This window comes from Burkholderia ubonensis (assembly GCF_001718695.1).
GTDB classification, from domain to species: domain Bacteria; phylum Pseudomonadota; class Gammaproteobacteria; order Burkholderiales; family Burkholderiaceae; genus Burkholderia; species Burkholderia ubonensis_B.
In genome coordinates this window covers 544,985-565,990 of sequence record NZ_CP013422.1, presented here as the reverse complement: position 1 = coordinate 565,990, position 21,006 = coordinate 544,985, and the positions used below count along the sequence as shown (strand labels likewise).

At 64.5% G+C, this 21,006-nt stretch carries 16 protein-coding genes and 1 tRNA gene; 6 read left to right on the top strand and 11 right to left on the bottom strand.

Annotation, left to right across the window (positions count from 1 at the left end; translation table 11 throughout):
- The first annotated feature begins 66 nt into the window (after positions 1-66).
- The 3 genes from WJ35_RS22455 to WJ35_RS22445 are packed head-to-tail and all read left to right on the top strand — an operon-like array spanning position 67 to position 5,113.
- Positions 67-2,772, top strand: coding sequence for a DDE-type integrase/transposase/recombinase (locus WJ35_RS22455; protein WP_060091827.1), 2,706 nt, complete (start codon positions 67-69; stop codon positions 2,770-2,772).
- A gap of 8 nt (positions 2,773-2,780) precedes the next feature.
- Positions 2,781-3,818: an AAA family ATPase gene (locus WJ35_RS22450; protein ID WP_060091825.1), complete on the top strand. Its 1,038-nt coding sequence runs from the start codon at positions 2,781-2,783 to the stop codon at positions 3,816-3,818.
- Entirely contained in the window at positions 3,815-5,113 is a 1,299-nt protein-coding gene (locus WJ35_RS22445) for a TniQ family protein (protein WP_060091823.1), read from the top strand. Before WJ35_RS22450 ends, WJ35_RS22445 begins: the two co-directional genes overlap by 4 nt.
- A 214-nt stretch (positions 5,114-5,327) precedes the next feature.
- Here the strand turns inward: WJ35_RS22445 and WJ35_RS22440 are convergent.
- From WJ35_RS22440 to WJ35_RS22410, 6 genes are all read right to left on the bottom strand, one after another.
- A tRNA-Ile gene (locus tag WJ35_RS22440) sits at positions 5,328-5,406 on the bottom strand.
- 139 nt (positions 5,407-5,545) lie between these two features.
- Entirely contained in the window at positions 5,546-7,957 is a 2,412-nt protein-coding gene (rpoD, locus tag WJ35_RS22435) for an RNA polymerase sigma factor RpoD (protein ID WP_080434861.1), read from the bottom strand.
- 88 nt (positions 7,958-8,045) lie between these two features.
- Positions 8,046-9,926 (bottom strand): DNA primase, encoded by a 1,881-nt coding sequence (dnaG, locus tag WJ35_RS22425; RefSeq protein WP_069240037.1) that lies wholly within the window; start codon positions 9,924-9,926, stop codon positions 8,046-8,048.
- 74 nt (positions 9,927-10,000) lie between these two features.
- A complete protein-coding gene (locus tag WJ35_RS22420) occupies positions 10,001-10,447 on the bottom strand; it encodes a GatB/YqeY domain-containing protein (RefSeq protein ID WP_060233869.1) in 447 nt (148 codons plus the stop codon).
- Positions 10,448-10,610: 163 nt separating this feature from the next.
- The gene (gene rpsU, locus WJ35_RS22415) at positions 10,611-10,823 is read right to left on the bottom strand and encodes a 30S ribosomal protein S21 (protein ID WP_004190342.1); all 213 of its coding nucleotides are present in this window, start codon (positions 10,821-10,823) and stop codon (positions 10,611-10,613) included.
- A gap of 105 nt (positions 10,824-10,928) precedes the next feature.
- Positions 10,929-12,143 carry an NAD(P)/FAD-dependent oxidoreductase gene (locus tag WJ35_RS22410; protein ID WP_069240036.1) on the bottom strand — a complete coding sequence of 405 codons (1,215 nt, stop codon included), beginning with the start codon at positions 12,141-12,143 and terminating at the stop codon, positions 10,929-10,931.
- A 125-nt stretch (positions 12,144-12,268) separates the two neighbouring features.
- On the opposite strand from WJ35_RS22410, the gene tsaD reads away from it, so the two are divergent.
- Positions 12,269-13,309, top strand: a complete 1,041-nt coding sequence (gene tsaD, locus WJ35_RS22405) for a tRNA (adenosine(37)-N6)-threonylcarbamoyltransferase complex transferase subunit TsaD (RefSeq protein WP_060233865.1) — start codon at positions 12,269-12,271, stop codon at positions 13,307-13,309.
- A 107-nt stretch (positions 13,310-13,416) separates the two neighbouring features.
- Here tsaD and folE2 read toward each other — a convergent pair whose 3' ends face one another.
- From folE2 to WJ35_RS22385, 4 genes are all read right to left on the bottom strand, one after another.
- The gene (gene folE2 / locus WJ35_RS22400) at positions 13,417-14,199 is read right to left on the bottom strand and encodes a GTP cyclohydrolase FolE2 (RefSeq protein WP_230459762.1); all 783 of its coding nucleotides are present in this window, start codon (positions 14,197-14,199) and stop codon (positions 13,417-13,419) included.
- A gap of 149 nt (positions 14,200-14,348) precedes the next feature.
- The gene (dxs, locus tag WJ35_RS22395) at positions 14,349-16,253 is read right to left on the bottom strand and encodes a 1-deoxy-D-xylulose-5-phosphate synthase (protein ID WP_069240035.1); all 1,905 of its coding nucleotides are present in this window, start codon (positions 16,251-16,253) and stop codon (positions 14,349-14,351) included.
- Positions 16,254-16,334: 81 nt separating this feature from the next.
- Positions 16,335-17,219: a polyprenyl synthetase family protein gene (locus WJ35_RS22390; RefSeq protein ID WP_060233859.1), complete on the bottom strand. Its 885-nt coding sequence runs from the start codon at positions 17,217-17,219 to the stop codon at positions 16,335-16,337.
- Positions 17,216-17,509, bottom strand: coding sequence for an exodeoxyribonuclease VII small subunit (locus tag WJ35_RS22385; RefSeq protein WP_029226105.1), 294 nt, complete (start codon positions 17,507-17,509; stop codon positions 17,216-17,218). The genes WJ35_RS22390 and WJ35_RS22385 overlap by 4 nt, the downstream gene beginning before the upstream one ends.
- A gap of 270 nt (positions 17,510-17,779) precedes the next feature.
- On the opposite strand from WJ35_RS22385, the gene WJ35_RS22380 reads away from it, so the two are divergent.
- Complete coding sequence (locus tag WJ35_RS22380; RefSeq protein ID WP_010089139.1) at positions 17,780-18,886, top strand: aromatic ring-hydroxylating oxygenase subunit alpha; 1,107 nt, start codon at positions 17,780-17,782, stop codon at positions 18,884-18,886.
- Positions 18,887-18,992: 106 nt separating this feature from the next.
- Complete coding sequence (locus WJ35_RS22375; RefSeq protein WP_010089138.1) at positions 18,993-19,862, top strand: sulfurtransferase; 870 nt, start codon at positions 18,993-18,995, stop codon at positions 19,860-19,862.
- A 54-nt stretch (positions 19,863-19,916) separates the two neighbouring features.
- On the opposite strand, the gene WJ35_RS22370 is transcribed toward WJ35_RS22375, so the two are convergent.
- Positions 19,917-20,792, bottom strand: coding sequence for a dienelactone hydrolase family protein (locus tag WJ35_RS22370; RefSeq protein WP_060233857.1), 876 nt, complete (start codon positions 20,790-20,792; stop codon positions 19,917-19,919).
- Between the last annotated feature and the right edge of the window lie 214 nt (positions 20,793-21,006).

Genomic DNA, 21,006 nt, shown 5'->3' with positions numbered 1-21,006 from the left:
CGTATACGACTGGTCAGATACCCGGGGCACTACACGTCCTTTGTAAGCAATTTCTGTGAGGACGTAATGCTGAACAAGGCGCAACTGACCGACCTGTTAGACCATCTGGGCACGCCACCCGCGGGCCGCAAGCTGGTCCAGGAAGCTCGCATCCACGCGCCCGTGCGCGATGTGGCCTCCCGGGGAGGCAATGTCATTACCTACGTGGCAAGCCGGAAGATGGCGTGCGAAATCGCCACAGAGAGCTACGGCATCGAGTTCGCTGCCGCTATCGGTTTCGAATACGACAAACATGTGCTGGAGTTTTATCCGCAGCCGTGCAAGTTGCAGCTCACCCTGCTCGACGACGCCACTGGTGAAATCCGTGCGATTCATCACACCCCGGACTTTCTCGTCATTTGCCAGGACGGCATTACGCTCGAGGAATGGAAGTCCGAGGCAAAGCTGACCCGGCTGGCCGAGAAGTACCCCTATCGCTACCAGCGACATGCCGATGGGAACTGGTGTTCGCCGCAAATCGAGGAGCAGCTCGCCGAACGTGGTATTCGGTATCGGATTCGCAGCGATGCTGCCATTCCCCGGCGCCGTATCGAAAATCTGCAGCATCTTGCCGACTATTATCTCCCGGCGGCAGAACCGTGTCCTGAGGATGTCCTCGCTCGCCTCGATGCCGGCCTGAAGGAACATGGTGCGCTTCACTTTTATGAATTGCTGGAGCCGCCGTACGCGCTCAGTGCCGACCAGTTGAACAAGGCTATCGCTGACCAGCTCGTTGTGACAGACCTTGACCGCGAGTCGTTGCGCAATCCCCGGCGATTTCGAATCTACCGGGACACAACGCTACGCGAGTTCCTGTATGCGGAGTCGCATCGCGCAACGCCGCCCGGCTACGAGCGCTTCGCGCTTCATGTCGCCGTCGGCACCCGGTTCGAATTCGAAGGTCAGGAACTGACCATCACGCTGGTCGGCGAAAAGAGCGTGGTCTGCAACAGACAGGACCATACGACCATGGAGCTTCAGCGTGACTGGCTCCTTGCTGCTCATGACGAAAATCGCATCCGGGTCCTCGAGGCAGCACCGCCTGCCAACCTCGGTCTGAGCCGATATACGGAAGACGAGTACGCGGAAGCACTTCGGCGCCAGACGCTACTCCAGTCGGAATCGGCAACGGCGACGGTTTCCGCGCGCACATTGCGTCGCTGGAACACCTGTCAGGCCATCGCGCGAGCCAATGGTGACCATGAGATTCTCGCTCTGGTGCCGCACATAAGTGCGCGCGGAAATCACACCGCCCGTCTGAGTGATGAGCAGACTGACCTGATGGACCGCGTCATCGACGAGCACTGGCGGAACAGCAAGGCGATTAACTACAAGACCTGCCATCGACATCTGGTGGTGGTGTGCGCGCAGGAAAACGTGCAGGCGCCTTCGTACCCGACCTTGATTAAGCACATCAAGTCGCAAGCGACCAATCACGACATCCGGATTCGAGAAGGGAAACGCCTGGCATACCAGAAGGATGCGTTCGTGGACGCTCTTCACTATCACACACCGATAAATGGCAGCCGCCCCTTCCAGTTCGTACATATCGACCACACGGAGCTGGACATTGAGCTCCTCTCCAGCCGAACGGGCAAGAATCTCGGCAGGCCATGGTTGTCCCTTGCCGTGGACGCCTATACGCGGCGCATTGTGGGCATGTTCCTGACGTATGACCCGCCGTCTTACCACTCTGTGATGATGGTGATTCGCGACATGGTCCGGCGATTCAATCGACTGCCGGAACTGGTCCTCGTCGACAACGGCAGCGACTTCCGGTCCGACGCATTCAAGTCCTTTCTCAAGGCAATGGGTTGTCATCTACGCTTTCGCCCGTCCGGCAACCCCCGTCACGGCGCGGTACTCGAGCGTATGTTCGGCCGACTGAACGTCGACTACATCCACGGCCTCGCGGGCAACACGAAGGCCACAAAGCACGTCCGGATGGTTTCCGGTTCGCATCTGCCCAAGAATCTCGCCGAGTGGACGCTCGAACCACTCTATTACGGGGTCGAGTATTGGGCTACGGAATACTACGACCAGGAGCAGCATCCCGTTCTGGGCGAGTCCCCGCGCGAAGCATTTCTGCGCGGCTTGCGCGAGAGCGGTTCGCGGGAACACCTGCACATCCAGTTCAACCGCGACTTCCTGATTGCCACATGCCCTCCGGTTGACCGAGAAGGCTTGCGTCGAGTTCATCCGCAGCGCGGCGTAAAAGTGAACGAGAGGCTTTACCACAACCCTGCGTTCCAGTCGTTCCAAGTCGCTGGTCAACGGCTCCCGGTCCGGTACGACCCGTGGGATGCATCGTCCGTCTATGTACGCGTGAAGGACCAATGGGTTCAGGCTGTTTGCCCGAGCCTGAACGGCCTTGGTCAACTTACCGAAAATGAACGGAAAGCTCTGACGCAGGAATACGACCGACGCTACCGCACATCTGTCAGTGACGAGCAGGATGCGCAACGGCTCAAGCAATTCATGCGCACCTTCACGCCGGAGGGCGCGTTGGCCGTTGCCTTCGAGCGCCAGGTTGAAAACAAGTCGCTGTACAACAGTTTGCAGTTCGCGAGCATTGCTCCCGTCACGCCGCTACGCCGATTTAGCCTCACCGAGGAAACATCTAGCGCTGCCGAATCGCCGGCAGAGACAAGGTCATCGACACCAATCAATCCGGTCCAATCGCTGCCTGAGGCAGCAGCGTGGGACGACATTCCCGACCTTGACACGTTTTGAGGTGATTCATGAAACAACACTCCGCACCACTTTCGCCGATTCCGAATTCGGCGAGCATGCTGCTCGGCAAGCGCATCAGACACCCGCGCATCGCGCAAGTCATGTCTGAACTGGAAACCTTGATTTACCCCGGCAGCCAGGACAGCACGCTCCTCGTTTGCGGCCCGACTGGCGCCGGCAAGACCACGCTGGCCAGATACATGGTCGAGGCGGCAGTTGAGCGCGCCTCCGCGGCAATGGAAGCCGACGCCGGAACGATTCCGGCCATCTTCGTCGAGGCACCTGCCTCTGGTGAGAACGAGTTCTCGTGGAGACTTTTCTATCGGCAGATTCTCGCTCAGCTTGGCGACGACCTCGACTCGCCGAAAGCGGCCTATGGTATCGACCAGCAGTCTGGACGCATGGTCCGGCCGCGCGGTGCCAGTGGCAACAGCCTCGCGGCGCTGAGAACGGCCGTCGAACGTGGGCTGCGCGAGCGGCAAGTCCAGTTCCTCGTCATTGACGAAGCCGCTCACATCATTCACCAGACGCGCGGCAGTTCCAAGCTGGAGATTCAGCTTGATACGCTGAAGTCATTGGTGAACCAGTGCGGCACGCAGATGGTGTTGGTCGGCTCCTACGACCTGTACCGGCTCATGTCGTTGTCCGGCCAACTCGCCCGACGCTCGCATGTCCTGCATTTCGAACGCTATCGGCAGGACCGTCCCGAGGATGTTCGAGCGTTCTTCGCCTGCATCCAGGCATTCGAAAAGATGCTTCCTGAACTCTGGGGCGGCGAACTGACACGTTACGCAGGAGCGCTCCACGAGAACACGCTGGGCTGCATCGGCACGTTGAGCAGCGTGCTCACTCGAGCAGCCAGGCTGGCCGAAGCCGACGGGCGTTGGTCAGAGGACGCGCTACGGCGAGCGCTGCTCACCGAAGCACAGCGCGACCGGATATTGACCGAAATCCTCGACGGCGAGGAGGCCATCAATCCCGGCCTCACCCGCATCATGCGTCGGCCGCAGCGTCAGGCATCAGCTGGCAGAAGGAGTGCCGCATGAGTTACACAATTTCAAATCCACGCTCGACACTGCACGCTCTCGAACCCATCGGCCTCGGCACGCCCGAGGTTGAAAGCCTGCTCAGCTACTTCTGCCGGCTGGCCGTGTCGCACAGCGTGTCGGCGGCAGCGCTTTGCCGGCAAGTCGCCAAAACTGTTGGCTGGGAGCTTTCGGCGAAGCATGAATGGCATGTGGGGAACATCGGCGGCGTCGGAGAAGCAGCGAGCAACTGGTCTGCCGCGCTCTCAGCTCTTACGAGCGTCGAACGACTCGACAGACTCACACTGTTGCCATGGCGTGACGTTATTGCTCAAACCAGCCTGGCCGCGACGTGCTCACGTTGGTGTCCGGCATGCTTCGCAGAGGACCGGGGCAGCGGCAAAACGCCCTATTTCCGCCTGGCATGGGACGTGGGTGCAGTGAATGTATGCGCCCAGCACAAGGTCGAGTTGGTGCACATCTGTCCGGATTGCGGACGCGCTGACGCGCGGCACAAGTCGGCCTACGTCGTTCCCGGCTGGTGCGCGCACTGCGGGGCTTTTCTCGGCGATGGAGAGCCGCCTGCGCCTGCTTCTCCGGAGGAGCTCTGGAAGGCGACTCAGGTCGGGGCGATGCTGGAAGCTCAAGCGTCATTCGAAGCGCCGCCTGTCCGGCAGGGGATGCTTGACGCAATACAAACGCTTGTTACCCAGGTCGACAACGGAAAGGGAGCAGTTTTTGCCCGGCGTCTGGGCCTGAGCAAGACTACGGTGCATCACTGGTTGAAGGAAGGCGGCGCTCCTGCGTTACCAGCACATTTGCGCATCGCGTCACAGACCGGATTGCCACTCCCGCGGTTGCTAACGGGCAATTTAGACGGTTGGACTCCCCGCACGGCAGAAGTCCACCAGCTCGCGATGCTGTTCCCCGCTGAGACAAAACGGGCGACCGCCCGCTCAATCGACTGGGAGAAGGTTCGCGACGAATTGCACACGTTCAGCAGACTTCCGTCCATCATCAGCGTAGCGGAGGCATCACGCCGCCTCGACGTCGACACCAGGCTGCTGTACCAGAATGCGAACAAGGAAGCGCGCGTCCTCGCCGAACGCTGGAGGCACTATATGCAGCGCCGGAAAGAACAGAGCGTAGTCAATGCCCGCACCGTCATCGAGGCGGCATGCCGGGACATCATCGCCGACGGCAAGGCCATCAATCTGCGGGAGCTTAATGCTCGAGTGCCCAAGGAAGTCCTGGGCAGCATCCGCGGCGTCATAGACGTGCTCCAGGAGGTCAAGGAGGCGCTTGGCGTGAGCTAGGCGCCCGTCCCCCCTTCACAGCGAAAAAGCCGGCGTGCATGCCGGCTTTTTTACGCCCATTCGCGGCTGCATACCGCGCACAAAGCTTTTCACGCTACCACCGATTCCCGATAAAGCAAAATGCGTCCCATCGGAAAATAAAGCATAACGTGTCCAAGTGGCCACTTTATGCTTAACGGCACAACAACGCAACGCATCGACCGGAAAGGAAATCTGGTGGGCCCCCCGGGAGTCGAACCCGGCACCAACGAATTATGAGTTCGCTGCTCTAACCAAGCATGAGCTAGGGGCCCCGATGTGAAACCAGGCGTGCGGCGCGCAGTTGCGGCGAAGACGCCGGGCCGGCATTGTAACAACAAAGCGGCGGGGAGAGGACAAACGCCACCGGCATCGCGTGGATGCCGGCGGCGTTCGCAAGTGAAACGCTGGAGATCAGTTCCCTTCGAGGAACGACTTCAGCTTGTCGGAACGGCTCGGGTGACGCAGCTTGCGCAGCGCCTTCGCCTCGATCTGACGGATCCGCTCACGCGTGACGTCGAACTGCTTGCCGACTTCCTCGAGCGTGTGATCGGTGCTCATCTCGATACCGAAACGCATCCGCAGCACCTTCGCCTCGCGCGGCGTCAGCGAATCGAGCACATCCTTCACGACATCGCGCATGCTCGCATGCAGCGCGGCATCCGCCGGCGCGACCGTGTTGTTGTCCTCGATGAAGTCGCCGAGATGGGAATCGTCGTCGTCACCGATCGGCGTTTCCATCGAGATCGGCTCCTTCGCGATCTTCATGATCTTGCGGATCTTGTCTTCCGGCATTTCCATCTTCTCGGCGAGCGTTGCCGGATCCGGCTCGAGACCGGTTTCCTGCAGGATCTGCCGCGAGATGCGGTTCATCTTGTTGATCGTCTCGATCATGTGAACCGGAATCCGGATCGTGCGCGCCTGGTCCGCGATCGAACGCGTGATGGCCTGGCGGATCCACCACGTCGCATACGTCGAGAACTTGTAGCCGCGACGGTATTCGAACTTGTCCACCGCCTTCATCAGGCCGATGTTGCCTTCCTGGATCAGGTCCAGGAACTGCAGGCCGCGGTTCGTGTACTTCTTCGCGATCGAGATCACGAGACGCAGGTTCGCCTCGGTCATCTCGCGCTTCGCCTGACGCGCCTTCAATTCGCCCGCCGCCATCTGGCGGTTGGTTTCCTTCAGGTCCTTCAGCGGCAGCACGACGCGCGCCTGCAGGTCGAGCAGGCGCTGCTGCTGTTCGCGGATCGCCGGGATGTTGCGCGACAGCACCGCGCTGTACGAATGCCCTTCGGCTGCGACCTTCTCGGCCCAGTCGAGATCCGTCTCGCTACCGGGGAAGCGCGCGATGAATTCCGAACGCGGCATCCCGCACTTGTCGACGACGATGTGCAGGATCTGACGCTCGACCTGACGCACCTCATCCACTTGCGCACGCAACGTGTCGCACAGGCGCTCGACGGTGCGCGCGGTGAAGCGGATCGTCATCAGCTCGGACTGGATCGTTTCCTGCGCCTTCAGGTAGGACTTCGACTTGTAGCCTTCCTTCTCGAACGCGCGGCGCATCTTGTCGAACCATTCGCTGATCTGCGCGAACTTCTCGAGCGATGCGCGCTTGAGGGCTTCGAGCTGGGCGGCGTTGGCGGTCGCCTGCGCGGCGCCGTCATCGTCCTCCTCTTCCTCTTCTTCCTCTTCCTCTTCGGCTTCGTCGTCCTCGTTCTCGATCTCTTCCGCCGCCTTCGCGGAGAAGCCGTCGGTGTCGGTGTCCGACGCATTCGGATCGAGCAGGCCGTCGACGAGCTCGTCGATACGGCTCTCTTCGTTCGCGACGCGCTCGGCCATCGCGAGGATGTCGGCGATCGTCGTCGGGCACGCGGAAATCGCCATCACCATGTGGCGCAGGCCGTCCTCGATCCGCTTCGCGATCTCGATTTCGCCTTCGCGCGTGAGCAGCTCGACCGTGCCCATTTCGCGCATGTACATCCGCACCGGATCGGTCGTGCGGCCGAATTCGGAATCGACGGTGGACAGCGCAACTTCCGCTTCCTCTTCGACTTCATCGTCCGACGACGCCGCCGGCGCGTTGTCGTTCAAGAGCAGCGTTTCCGCGTCCGGCGCCTGCTCGTAGACCGCCACGCCCATGTCGTTGAACGTGCCGATGATGCCTTCGAGGGCTTCGGTCTCGGTGAAGTTGTCCGGCAGGTGGTCGTTGATTTCGGCATACGTGAGGAAGCCGCGCTCCTTGCCGAGCTTGATGAGCGCGCGCAGCTTCACGCGACGCTCTTCGAGCTCCTCGGCCGTGCCGGGCGTGCTCGTCGCGAACGCTTCCTTCAGCAGCGCCTTCTCCTTGGCGCGGCGATCGCGCACCTTGGATTTGCCAGCGGCAGCCGCAGCAGGCTGCTCGTCGCTCTGATTTGCGTCGTCATCGACGGATACTTCGTTCAGCTTTTTCGTCATGGAGTTCGCCGTACCGGCTAAATCGACTCGCGGCTGCTGGACGACAGCCGGTTGAACCGTGGGTGCATGAGTATTACGTACTGCCGTTTCGTCCGCCGCGGCAGCCGCGTCCCTTGCGCTTTTCGCACTTGCCCGCTTCGCCACCGGCTTGGCCGGCCCGGAGTCGGGTCTGGCGGCAGCCCGTGTTCTGGCTGCCTGCGCCGGCGCAGCCTGAGCGGTGCCGGCCGCGGTTTTTTTTCTTGCCGTGGCCGTCGTGGCGGAAGACACCGTCCTGGCGGAAGAAGCAGACTTGGCCGCTGTGACCTTCTTGGTCGGCTCCGTCGAGCCCTTGCCCGCTGCTTTCTTTCCGCCTGTCGTCTTTGCCATCGCGAATCTCGCCTCTGCTTAGAAAACAAACCGCTGGAAACCTTATATTATAGCACGCTGGGGAGCCCTCTCTTGGCGCCCCGGCCGCCTACAGCCCGAGCCGACGCTTCATGTCGGCCCGCTGCTGGTTCAATTCCGTCAATTCAGCCCGCTCCTCGGGTGTGAAGGTGGATTGCCGCGAAAGCCGGTCAAGCCGGTCGCAACATGCGTCGTAGCGCATCTTGAGCACAGCCGCCTGAAGCTCCTCCCCCGCGATCCGTTCCTGCTCACGCTGCCGTTCGGGCACCGTCTCGTCGTCCGGATTCTGTAACAGCAGATCGCGGACGTTTTCATCATAGTCCAGAATTTCGCGGAAGATTTCCTCGTAAGTCGCTGCATTCGAGGACGTCCTCAGCACATCCGACAACAATCTGAACTCCGCACCGTCACCCAGCGCACGCGCATGATCGACGACTTCGCCGAACAGCTCGCCGATCCGCGGCAGCGCCCGCAGCGTTGCGACCTGCTCGTCGTCGAGCTGCACGGCAACGCGCGGATGCATCACGAGGTTGCGCAACGCGCGCTTCTCGTTGTCCGTCACGCGGCGCCGATCGCTGCGCGCGGGCGCCTGGCGCGGCGGCGCAGCGAGCCGCGTATCGACGTCGGACAGCCCCGCCACCTCCTCGAACGGAATGTCCAGCCGGTCCGCGAACATGTGCATGATCTGCGCGCGCAACGCATTCGCGGGCAGCGCCTGCAGCAGCGGCTTCGCATCGAACAGCGCCTTCGCGCGGCCCTCCGGCTGGTCGAGCGCCTTGCCGGCGATCGCCTCGTTCAGCAGGAACTGCGACAGCGGCATCGCCCGCTCGACCTGCTCGGAAAACGCGTCCGCGCCGAATTCACGCACGTAGCTGTCCGGGTCGTGCTCGGTCGGCAGAAAAAGGAACCGGATCGTCCGGTTGTCCGCCGCGTGCGGCAGGCATGCCTCGAGCGCCCGCCGCGCCGCGCGGCGCCCGGCCGCGTCGCCGTCGAAGCTGAAGATCACCGTGTCGGTCTGCCGCATCAGCTTTTGCACGTGGATCGGCGTGCATGCGGTGCCGAGCGTCGCGACCGCGTTCGGGAAGCCGAGCTGCGCGAGCGCGACGACGTCCATGTAGCCTTCGACGACGAGCACATACTTGCGCTCGCGGATCGCGAGCCGCGCCTCGAACAGCCCGTACAGCTCGCTGCCCTTGTTAAATAGCGGCGTTTCGGGCGAATTCAAATACTTGGGCTCGCCGCTGCCGAGCACGCGGCCGCCGAAGCCGATCACCTGCCCCTTCACGTTGCGGATCGGGAACATGATCCGTTCGCGGAAGCGGTCGTAGCGCCGCGCGACGCCCTGCGCGTCGGTCTTCTCGCTGACGATCACGAGCCCGGACTCGACCAGCGCATCGTCCCGATAGTCGGGAAACGCCGCCTCGAGGTTCTGCCAGCCGTCCGGCGCATAGCCGAGGCCGAACCGGGCCGCAACCTCGCCGGTCAGCCCCCGCTTCTTCAGATACTGGATCGCCGCGGGCGCGCCGCGCAGCTGCTTGCGGTAGTAGTCGCACGCGGCGGCCATCACGTCGGAGAGCGCGGTCGCCACCGATTTCGATACGGCCGGCTCCGGCTGCGACGGATAGTCGCCGCCGCCTCCACCGCCGCGCATCGGCGACGGTTCGTGGGGCACGGTCAGGCCGACCGACTGCGCGAGCTCCTGCACGGCTTCCGGGAACGACAGCCCCGCATGCTCCATCAGGAAGCCGATCGCCGTGCCGTGGGCGCCGCAGCCGAAGCAGTGATAGAACTGCTTGGTCGGACTGACGGTGAACGACGGGCTCTTCTCGTTGTGGAACGGGCACAGCCCCATGAAATTGGCGCCGCCCTTCTTGAGCTGCACGTACCGGCCCACCACGTCGACGATATCGACGCGGTTCAGCAAATCCTGCAGGAACGAATGCGGAATCACCGTGGGATCGAACGGAAAAAAACGATGCGGAGCGACCCGGCGCGCGCGATGTCAGCGCGCGCCGGGCACGGACTTTACTTCGAGAGCGCGGCCTTGACGAGCGCGGAAACGGCGGTCATGTCGGCACGGCCGGCGAGCTTGCCCTTCAGCACGCCCATCACCTTGCCCATGTCCTGCGAGCCGGCCGCGCCGGTCTGCGCGACCGCGGCCTGGACTTCGGCGGCCACCTCGGCCTCCGACAGCTGCGCGGGCATGTAGCCGCTCAGCACCGTCAGCTCGGCCTGCTCCTTCGCAACGAGATCGTCGCGGCCCGCCGCCTGGAACTGGCTGATCGAATCCTTGCGCTGCTTGATCATCTTGTCGATCACGGCCGTGACGGCGGCATCGTCGAGCGTGATCTGCTCGTCGACCTCACGCTGCTTGATCGCGGCCAACAGCAGGCGAATCGTCGCGAGACGCTCGGCTTCCTTCGCGCGCATCGCCGCCTTCATGTCTTCGCTGATCTGGTCTTTCAAACTCATCTTTCACCCGGGAATGGAAACGTGAATTCGACGCCCATTGACGGACGTCAACACAAAAACCCGCTTGGGACACTGTCTCAAGCGGGTTGCTCGAATCCGGCATCGGCGACTCGCGACGGAACCGCCGGTGCGCCGCTCAGCGAACCGCGCGGCGCGACATCATTCAGTACAGCTTCTTCGGCAGCATCTGGCTGCGGATGCGCTTGTAGTGACGCTTCACTGCTGCAGCCTTCTTGCGTTTGCGCTCGGCCGTCGGCTTCTCGTAGAACTCGCGCGCACGAAGTTCGGTCAGCAGACCGTTCTTTTCGATCGTGCGCTTGAAGCGACGCATGGCAACTTCAAACGGCTCGTTTTCTTTAACGCGAATGATCGTCATGACCCGACACGTAAAAAAGTTTGCAGGGAAGATTCACGAGTATAGCAGAGCGACCTCGCGAGGGATAAGGGCCGGGCCCCGCCGCGCGCGGCGCTGCGCCGCACGTCACGCGGCGCGGCTGAACTCCGCCGCGGCTTCTCCCGCGGCCGTCCCCGACGCCCAGGCCCACTGGAAGTTGTAGCCGCCCAGCCAGCCGGTCACGTCCACCGCTTCGCCGACGAAGAACAGGCCGGGCACCCGCGCGCTCATCAGCGTCGCCGACGACAGCTCGCGGGTATCCACGCCGCCCCGCGTCACCTCGGCCTTCTTGTAGCCCTCGGTGCCGTTCGGCGTCAGCGTCCAGCCGCCGAGCGCCTCCCCGACCTGCCGCAGCGCCTTGTCCGGCAGATCGGCGAGCCGCATGTCGGCGGCCACCCGATGCGTGTCGAGCCACGCGTGCGCGAGGCGCGACGGCACCCACTCCGCGAGCAGCGAGCCGACCTGGCGCTTCGACGCGCGCTTGGCCTCGAGCAGATCGGCGACGACGTCGCGCTGCGGCAGCAGGTCGACGCGTATCGGCTCGCCGGGCTGCCAGTAGCTCGAAATCTGCAGGATGCCGGGCCCGGACAGCCCACGGTGCGTCAGCAGCAGATCCTCGACGAATTCGCCGCCGCGCTTGCGCTCGCCGGTCGACACGCGCACCTCGAGCGACACGCCGGACAGCGCGGCGAACGGCGCCCAGTCGTGCTGCGCGAAGGTGAGCGGCACGAGTGCGGGCCGCGTATCGACGAGCTTGTGGCCGAACTGCTTCGCGATCCGGTAGCCGAAGTCGGTCGCACCGATCTTCGGGATCGACAGGCCGCCGGTGGCGATGATCAGCGCGCGCGCCGCGATCGGGCCCGCTGTGTCCAGCGTGAAGCCGTCGGCCGGCGCATGGCGCACCGCGTCGACGACGACCGGCCGGCGCCATGCGATGCCGCCGGCGTCGCACTCGCGCTTCAGCACGTCGATGATCGCGTCGCTGCCGTGGTCGCAGAACAGCTGGCCCTTGTGCTTTTCGTGCCAGGTCACCCGATGGCGCTTGAGCAGCCCGAGGAAATCGCGCGGCGTATAGCGCGCGAGCGCCGAGCGGGAAAAATGGGGATTGGCCGACAAGTAATTGTCGGGGCCCGCGTACAGGTTCGTGAAGTTGCAGCGGCCGCCGCCCGAGATGCGGATTTTCTCGGCGAGTCGCGGCGCGTGGTCGACCAGCACGACGCGGCGGCCGAGCTGCCCGGCCACCGCCGCGCTCATCATGCCGGCGGCGCCCGCGCCGATCACGGCAATGTCAAAAGTTTCCATGGCGCGGATTGTACCCGGCCTGGCCCGCGCCGCGGCCAGCGGCAGGAAGCGTGCGCCTGCTATACTTTTTGGTTACGTTGACATTCCGGCGACGTCTCGCGACACGGCGCGCCCTGACCCATACCATGCTCGTTCTCGGCATCGAAAGCTCCTGTGACGAAACCGGCCTCGCGCTCTACGACACGCAGCGCGGGCTGCTGGCGCACGCCCTCCATTCGCAGATCGCGATGCACCGCGACTACGGCGGCGTCGTGCCCGAACTCGCATCGCGCGACCACATCCGCCGCGCGCTGCCGCTGCTCGAGGAAGTCATCGCACAAAGCGGCACGCGGCGCGAAGACATCGATGCGATCGCCTTCACGCAAGGCCCGGGGCTGGCCGGCGCGCTGCTCGTCGGCGCGAGCATCGCGAACGCGCTCGCGCTCGCGTGGAACAAGCCGACCGTCGGCATCCATCATCTCGAAGGCCACCTGCTGTCGCCGCTGCTCGTCGCGGAGCCGCCGCCGTTTCCGTTCGTCGCGCTGCTCGTGTCGGGCGGCCATACGCAACTGATGCGCGTGACCGACGTCGGCGTGTACGAAACGCTCGGCGAGACACTCGACGACGCCGCCGGCGAAGCGTTCGACAAGACCGCGAAGCTGATCGGCCTCGGCTACCCGGGCGGCCCGGAAGTGTCGAAGCTCGCGGAAACCGGCACGCCGGGCGCCGTCGTGCTGCCGCGCCCGATGCTGCACTCCGGCGATCTCGACTTCAGCTTCAGCGGCCTGAAGACCGCCGTGCTGACGCAGATGAAGAAGTTCGAGGCCGCGAAACTGACCGGCGACGCACTCGAGCGCGCGAAGGCGGACCTCGCGCGCGGTTTCGTCGACGCGGCCGTCGACGTGCTCGTCGCGAAGTCGCTCGCGGCCCTCAAGAAGACGAAGCTCAAGCGTCTCGTGGTCGCGGGCGGCGTCGGCGCGAACCGGCAACTGCGCGCCGCGCTGTCGGCCGCCGCCGCGAAGCGCGGCTTCGACGTGCACTACCCGGATCTCGCGCTGTGCACCGACAACGGCGCGATGATCGCGCTCGCGGGCGCGCTGCGGCTCGCGCGCTGGCCCGAGCAGGCGAACGCCGACTATGCGTTCACCGTGAAGCCGCGCTGGGATCTCGCGTCGCTCGCGCGCTGAGCGCGCCGACCCGCGTCGCGCACGCTGCCCGCACAAACGAAAGGCCGCTCGAACTGAGCGGCCTTTCTCTTTCTGCCTGAGCGAACGAAACGGCGCGAAACGGCGTGTTATGCGGCCAGCCGCTTGTCCCGCTCGATCAGCGCATACGCGCTGTGATTGTGGATCGACTCGAAGTTCTCGGCTTCGAGCACGTAGGCCACGATGCGCTCGTCGGCATCGAGCCGCTGCGCGACGTCGCGCACCAGGTCCTCGACGAATTTCGGGTTCTCGTACGCGCGCTCGGTGACGAACTTCTCGTCCGGACGCTTCAGCAGTCCCCACAGTTCGCACGACGCCTCTTCCTCGGCCATCCGGATCAGCGCCTCGACCGGCACGTCGGCCGCGAGTTCGGCATCGATCGTCACGTGCGAGCGCTGATTGTGCGCGCCGTACTGCGAGATCTTCTTCGAGCACGGGCACAGGCTCGTGACCGGCACCAGCACCTTCAGGAACAGCCGGGTCGCACACCGCCGCGGCTTTCGCCCGCGAGCGTCACTTCGTAGTCCAGCAGGCTCTGCACGCCCGACACGGGTGCGGTCTTGTTCACGAAGTACGGGAACGTCACCTCGATGCGGCCCGCCTCGGCTTCGAGCTTCTCCAGCATCGACGCGAGCATCGCGGAACAAGCCGGTCGTCAGCGGCGCGCGATGCTCTTCCAGCAACGCGACGAAACGCGACATGTGCGTGCCCTTCTGGTCGGCCGGCAGATGGACGTCGAGATTCCAGAGACCGACGGAGGGCTGAATGTCGCCACTTTCCGTGCGCACCGTCAACGGATGCCGGACCGCCTTCACGCCCACGCGCTGAATCGGAATCTGGCGGGTATCCACCGTGCTCTGCACGTCGGGCATCACGAAGGCGGGATTCATCTGGTTCATCTTGTTCAATCCTTGTTGTCCGCGCGTCCGACGACGCGCACGCCGCGTCATGCGGCAGCACAAAAGCAACATGGGCCCGCAGGCCCATGTTTGTCGCATCAGTGAAGACCGGTTGCGCCAGTTTATGCGACGCGCTTCGCCTCGCCGGCGAGATCGGCTACCGGGCTGAGGAAGCGTTCACGAATCGATTTCGCGATGCCCGCGCCGTCGAGGCCGCATTGCGACAACAGCTTCGCGTGGTCACCGTGATCGATGAAGCGGTCAGGGAGGCCCAATTGTAGTACGGGTCGGATAACCCCACTCTCCATCAGGGCTTCCACGCACGCAGAACCCGCGCCGCCCATCACGCAGCCTTCCTCGATCGTGACGAGCGCGTCGTGCGTCTCGGCCAGCTCGCGCACGAGCACAGCGTCGACCGGCTTCACGAAGCGCATGTTCGCGACGGTCGCGTCGAGCTCCTCAGCCGCGGCGAGCGACGGCGCGACCATCGTGCCGAACGCGAGGATCGCGATTCGCTTGCCTTGCGGCTGCGACGTGCGGCGGCGCACTTCGCCCTTGCCCAGCGGGATCTCGGTGAATTCCTTCACCGTCGCGACGCCCGTGCCCGCGCCGCGCGGATAGCGCACCGCGGTCGGGTTCGGCTGCTGCAGCGCGGTGTGCAGCATCTGGCGGCATTCGTTCTCGTCGGACGGCACCATGACCGTCATGTTCGGGATGCAGCGCATGAACGCGAGGTCGTATGCACCCGCGTGCGTCGCGCCGTCCGCGCCGACGAGGCCCGAACGGTCGATTGCGAACACGACCGGCAGGTTCTGCAGCGCGACGTCGTGGATCAGCTGGTCGTACGCGCGCTGCAGGAACGTCGAGTAGATCGCAACGACGGGCTTCAGCCCTTCGGTCGCGAGGCCGCCCGCGAACGTCACCGCATGCTGCTCGGCGATGCCGACGTCATAGTAGCGATCCTTGAAGCGCTTCTCGAACTCGACCATGCCCGAGCCTTCGCGCATCGCGGGCGTGATGCCGACGACGCGCGAATCGCGTTCCGCCTCGTCGCACAGCCATTCACCGAACACTTGCGTATAGGTCTTCTTCGCGGGCGTCGCCGACGGCTTGATGCCTTCGGCCGGATTGAACTTGCCCGGGCCGTGGTACAGCACCGGATCAGCCTCGGCAAGCTTGTAGCCCTGCCCCTTCTTGGTCACGACGTGCAGGAATTGCGGACCGCGCAGTTCCTTGATGTTCTGCAGCGTCGGGATCAGCGAATCGAGATCGTGGCCGTCGATCGGCCCGATGTAGTTGAAGCCGAACTCCTCGAACAGCGTCGCGGGCACGACCATGCCCTTCGCGTGCTCCTCGAGCTTGCGCGCGAGCTCGAGCACCGGCGGCGCGACGCTCAGCACGCGCTCGACGCCCGCGCGCGCGGCCGCATAGAAGCGGCCCGACATCAGGCGGGCGAGATGGCGGTTCAGCGCGCCGACCGGCGGCGAGATCGACATGTCGTTGTCGTTGAGGATCACGAGCAGCTTCGCGTCCTCGCTCACGCCGGCGTTGTTCATCGCCTCGAACGCCATGCCGGCGGTCATCGCGCCGTCGCCGATCACCGCGATCGAGAAGCGGTCGTCGCCGTTCAGCTGGCTGCCGATCGCCATGCCCAGCGCGGCGGAGATCGACGTGCTCGAGTGCGCGGTGCCGAACGTGTCGTATTCCGATTCCGAGCGGCGCGGGAAGCCCGAGATGCCGTCGAGCTGGCGCAGCGAATGCATCTGGTCGCGGCGGCCCGTCAGGATCTTGTGCGGATAGGTCTGGTGACCCACGTCCCAGACGATGCGGTCGTTCGGCGTGTTGAACACGTAGTGCAACGCGATCGTCAGCTCGACCGTCCCGAGGTTGGACGACAGATGGCCGCCCGTCTTCGACACGCTGTCGAGGACGAACGCGCGCAGCTCGTCGGCGAGCGGTTGAAGTTGGCGGCGATCGAGACGGCGCAAGTCGGCCGGATCGTCGATAGTTTTCAGCAAGTCGTACATCGTCGTTCCATTGTAGGAAATCAAACGCGCCCGCATTCTTTTGCACGCACCGTAGCGTGTGCGCGGCGGCGGGCTTTCGCGTCAGCTGACCCGGTTCACCACCAGGTCGGCAAGTTCGGCGAGACGCTGCGCGCGCGCGCCGAAAGGTTGCAGCGCGGCGTGCGCGTCGGCGCGCAGCTGCGCGGCCAGCTCGCGCGACGCATCGAGGCCGAGAATCGACACGTAGGTCGGCTTGTCGTTCGCGGCGTCCTTGCCGGCCGTCTTGCCGAGCGTCGCCGAATCGGTCGTCACGTCGAGGATGTCGTCGACGACCTGGAACGCCAGGCCGACCGCGCCGGCGTAGACGTCGAGCGCGGCCATCGCGTCCGCGGACGGGGTCTCGCCCGCGAGCGCGCCCATCCGCACGGCGGCGCGCAGCAGCGCGCCCGTCTTCATCCGGTGCATCGTCTCGAGCTGCTCGCGCGTGAGCTTCATGCCGACGCTCGCCAGGTCGATCGCCTGCCCGCCGGCCATGCCGATCGAGCCGCTCGCCAGCGCCAGCTCGCGCACGAGCGCGGCCTGCTGCGCCGGCGCCAGCGCGTCGGCGTCCGTCAGCGCGACGAACGCCTGCGACTGCAGCGCGTCGCCGACCAGCAGCGCGGTCGGCTCGTCGTACTGCACGTGCACGGTCGGCTTGCCGCGCCGCAGCGCGTCGTCGTCCATGCACGGCATGTCGTCGTGCACGAGCGAATAGACGTGGATCATCTCCAGCGCCGCCGCCGCCGCATTGCGCGCCGCCTCGGTGGCGCCGGTCAGCTCGCCCGCCGCATGGCACAGCAGCGGACGCACGCGCTTGCCGCCCCCGAGGACCGCGTAGCGCATCGCTTCGTGGAGTTGTGCGGGCACCACAGTTTCGGCCGGCAGGTAGTGGCCGAGTGCATCCTCGACACGGTCAAGCACAGACCGCATCCATTGTTCGAATGTCATAGATCGTCGTCTTCGCCGTCCGTGGCGGCCGCTCCGGCCGAAAGCGGCTTCAGGGTCGCGCCGTCAAGCACGCGCACCTGCTGCTCTACTTTTTCGAGCTGCTGTTGGCAAAACGCAACAAGTGCGGCCCCACGGCGATAGGCCGCGAGCGAATCCTCGAGGCTCAACGCGCCGCCTTCCATCCGGGCAACCAGCGTCTCGAGCTCCGCGAGCGCCATCTCGTAATTGTCCGGCAACGGCTCGGTGCCATTGCCGGGCGGCGTGGCGCCTGGGGATGCGGTTTTCGCCATGGACAAAGTGTCAAATTTCAAAACAAGTCGGACATTCTACGGCAAAAGAGAATTTTCCGACCTGCCGACTTGGTGCGTCCGGCGTGCGCTCCGGCCCCACCTTTGGTGCAAATTGTGCCCTTCCGGATGGCCGCCCGACAAAAAATTGACACAAATCAGGCACTTAATACTGGCCTTGCCGAGGGAACCGGGTATAATTCTCCGTTTCCCTAAATCGATTTTTCGATGGTTGGGTTGTTCACTGCTTTCACGCTATCACCGGGAGTGGGAATGTCCAATCTGAGCGATGCGCTTCAGTTGAAGTCGGCCCACAGCCAGCTTCCAGTCACTGCATACTTCGATGAGGCGCTGCTAGCGCGCGAAATCGAAACACTCTTCAAGAAAGGACCTCGCTACGTCGGGCACGATTTGATGGTGCCCGAGGCGGGGGATTATTTTGCGCTGCCGTCCGAGAAGGAAGGCCGCGTGCTGGTCCGCAACCCGGCGAACCAGGTCGAACTGCTGTCGAACGTGTGCCGTCACCGGCAGGCGATCATGCTGAACGGACGCGGCCACGCGCAGAACATCGTGTGCCCGCTGCACCGCTGGACGTACGACCTGGAAGGCCAGCTGCTCGGCGCACCGCACTTCCCCGACAAGCCTTGCCTGAACCTCGGCAAGTCGCCGCTGCAGAACTGGCAGGGGCTGCTGTTCGAGGCGGAAGGCCGCAACGTCGCGCGCGATCTCGCGAACCTCGGCACGAAACACCACTTCGATTTCTCGGAGTACCAGTTCGATCACGTCGAAGTCCACGAGTGCGACTATAACTGGAAGACCTTCATCGAGGTCTACCTCGAGGATTACCACGTCGTCCCGTTCCACCCCGGCCTCGGCAGCTTCGTGTCGTGCGACGACCTGAAGTGGGAGTTCGGCGACTGGTACAGCGTGCAGACGGTCGGCGTGCACAACGCGCTCGCGAAGCCGGGCAGCGCGACGTACAAGAAGTGGCACGAGCAGGTGCTGAAGTTCCGCAACGGCGTGCCGCCGGAGTTCGGCGCGATCTGGATGGTCTACTACCCGGGTCTGATGATCGAGTGGTATCCGCACGTGCTCGTCGTGTCGTGGCTGATTCCGCGCGGGCCGCAGAAGACGACCAACATCGTCGAGTTCTATTATCCCGAGGAAATCGCGCTGTTCGAGCGCGAGTTCGTCGAGGCGGAACGCGCGGCATACATGGAGACGGCGATCGAGGACGACGAGATCGCGATGCGCATGGATGCCGGCCGCCGCGCGCTGATGGAGCGCGGCGAATCGCAGGTCGGCCCGTACCAGAGCCCGATGGAAGACGGCATGCAGCACTTCCACGAGTTCCTGCGCCGCCAACTGGGCGACATCTGACGCCGCATGTTCAAGCATCAAGATGCATGACGAAAAGACGGGCTGCGACCCGTCTTTTTTTGTTTAGACTTAGAACATCAGGCCGTTTGCTCAATCAGGAGCCGTCATGCCACATACCCATTACACCACGCTCATCTCCGCGGCCAATCTCGCCGAACGCCTCGCTGCCGCGCCCGCCAGCGTCGCGCTGTTCGATTGCCGCTTCGATCTCGCCGATACCGGCGCGGGCGAAGCCGCGTATGCAGCCGGACACATCCCCGGCGCGCAGTACCTGCATCTCGATCGCGACCTGTCCGGCCGGAAGACCGGCACCAACGGCCGCCACCCGCTGCCGACGCGCGACGCGCTCGTCGCCACGCTCGTCGACCGGGGGCTCAAGCAAGGCCAGCAGGTCGTCGCCTACGATGCGCAGGGCGGCTCCTATGCGGCGCGCCTGTGGTGGCTGCTGCGCTGGCTCGGCCACGATTCGGTTGCCGTCCTCGACGGCGGGCTGCAGGCATGGCAAGCGGCCGGCCAGCCGCTGACGCCCGAAACGCCGCATCCGTCGCGCGGCGACTTCCGCGCGCAGGCGCCGCTCGAATCGACGGTCGATGCGCAGGCCGTGCTCGCTAACCTGACGTCGCATGCGCGCGTCGTGATCGATGCGCGCGCGGCGGACCGCTATCGCGGCGAGAACGAAACGATCGATCCGGTCGGCGGCCACATCCCGGGCGCGCGCAACCGCTTCTTCAAGGACAACCTGGCCGCGGACGGCCGCTTCAAGACCGGCCACGAACTGCGCGAGACGTTTTCCGCGCTGCTGGCCGGCACCGAGCCGAACCTCGCGATCCTGCAATGCGGCTCGGGCGTGACCGCCTGCCACAACGCGCTCGCAATGGAAATCGCGGGCCTGCACGGCGCGTCGCTCTACCCCGGCTCGTGGAGCGAATGGTGCGCCGATCCGTCGCGACCGATCGCGACCGGCCCGAATCCGTAAGCCATCCGACGGACGCACGTCGACGACACGGCGGCCTCGGCCGCCGCGTTCCGTTTACATCACGCCATACTTGTGGAACCACGCGATCGCGCGCTTCCAGCCGTCCTCGGCATCGGCCTTCACATAGCTCGGCCGGTAATCCGCGAAGAACGCGTGTCCCGCATCGGGATACACGACGATCTCCGACTCGCGCGCGAGCTTCGAGTCGCTTTTCTGGATCTGCGCACGCATGTCCGCGAGCGATGCCTGCGTGATGTTCGCGTCCTTCTCTCCATACAGGCCGAGCACGGGCACCTTGAGCATCGACGCATGATCGACCGGATTGAACGGCGTCATCTCGTCGGTCTTGCCTTCGACGAACCCGTACCACGCGATCGCCGCGCGCACGCCCGGATTGTGCTCCGCATACAACCACGCCTGACGGCCGCCCCAGCAGAACCCCGTCACGCCGACGCGCGCCAGGTCGCCGCCGTTCTTGCCCGCCCACGCGAGCGTCGCATCGAGATCCTCGGTCACCTGCCGGTCCGGCACCTTGCTGACGACGTGGTCGACGAGTTCCTTGATCGTCGGATACTTCGACGCATCGCCCTGCCGCGCGAACAGGTCGGGCGCGATCGCCAGATAGCCGAGCTTCGCGAAACGGCGGCAGATGTCGGCGATGTGCGCATGCACGCCGAAGATCTCGTGAATCACGATCACCACGGGCAGGTTGGTCTTGTCCGCCGGCTGCGCGCGATAAGCCGGCACGCTCGCGTCGCCCGAACGAATCTCGATGGTGCCGGCGTCCAGCCCGGCGCTGTCGGTCGTGATCGTCTGCGCCGACACGGGCAGCACCGCCGCCGCGAAGGTGCCGCCGAGCGTAGCCTGCATGAACTTGCGGCGCGAAAACGGAACGTGGGGAACCAGGCTGTCGACTTCGGGTTTCAACATGAATGCACTCCTCGATTGAGCGCCGCCATCACGCCGACGACGGCTTCGACATGACGGGGCATCGCGCCGGCCCGCGACGCGGGCGCTGCGGTGGTTGGCACACGGCCGCTAGCGGAAACCCGCACACGATGCCCAATAATCCGTTGTCACGTCAACTGTCCGAACGCAAGAATCCATTTCGCCGCGTACAATCGACGCATCGCCCGATCAGACT

What these genes read in the sequence shown, in the direction of transcription:
- folE2 (WP_230459762.1), bottom strand. Translation starts at nt 14,199, where the DNA reads ATGCCCGACGTGCAGAGCACGGTGGATACCCGCCAGATTCCGATTCAG.
- WJ35_RS22370 (WP_060233857.1), bottom strand. Translation starts at nt 20,792, where the DNA reads ATGTTGAAACCCGAAGTCGACAGCCTGGTTCCCCACGTTCCGTTTTCG.
- WJ35_RS22375 (WP_010089138.1), top strand. Translation starts at nt 18,993, where the DNA reads ATGCCACATACCCATTACACCACGCTCATCTCCGCGGCCAATCTCGCC.
- WJ35_RS22420 (WP_060233869.1), bottom strand. Translation starts at nt 10,447, where the DNA reads ATGAGTTTGAAAGACCAGATCAGCGAAGACATGAAGGCGGCGATGCGC.
- WJ35_RS22390 (WP_060233859.1), bottom strand. Translation starts at nt 17,219, where the DNA reads ATGACATTCGAACAATGGATGCGGTCTGTGCTTGACCGTGTCGAGGAT.
- WJ35_RS22455 (WP_060091827.1), top strand. Translation starts at nt 67, where the DNA reads ATGCTGAACAAGGCGCAACTGACCGACCTGTTAGACCATCTGGGCACG.
- rpoD (WP_080434861.1), bottom strand. Translation starts at nt 7,957, where the DNA reads ATGGCAAAGACGACAGGCGGAAAGAAAGCAGCGGGCAAGGGCTCGACG.
- tsaD (WP_060233865.1), top strand. Translation starts at nt 12,269, where the DNA reads ATGCTCGTTCTCGGCATCGAAAGCTCCTGTGACGAAACCGGCCTCGCG.
- WJ35_RS22450 (WP_060091825.1), top strand. Translation starts at nt 2,781, where the DNA reads ATGAAACAACACTCCGCACCACTTTCGCCGATTCCGAATTCGGCGAGC.
- WJ35_RS22380 (WP_010089139.1), top strand. Translation starts at nt 17,780, where the DNA reads ATGTCCAATCTGAGCGATGCGCTTCAGTTGAAGTCGGCCCACAGCCAG.
- WJ35_RS22445 (WP_060091823.1), top strand. Translation starts at nt 3,815, where the DNA reads ATGAGTTACACAATTTCAAATCCACGCTCGACACTGCACGCTCTCGAA.
- dxs (WP_069240035.1), bottom strand. Translation starts at nt 16,253, where the DNA reads ATGTACGACTTGCTGAAAACTATCGACGATCCGGCCGACTTGCGCCGT.
- WJ35_RS22410 (WP_069240036.1), bottom strand. Translation starts at nt 12,143, where the DNA reads ATGGAAACTTTTGACATTGCCGTGATCGGCGCGGGCGCCGCCGGCATG.
- WJ35_RS22385 (WP_029226105.1), bottom strand. Translation starts at nt 17,509, where the DNA reads ATGGCGAAAACCGCATCCCCAGGCGCCACGCCGCCCGGCAATGGCACC.
- rpsU (WP_004190342.1), bottom strand. Translation starts at nt 10,823, where the DNA reads ATGACGATCATTCGCGTTAAAGAAAACGAGCCGTTTGAAGTTGCCATG.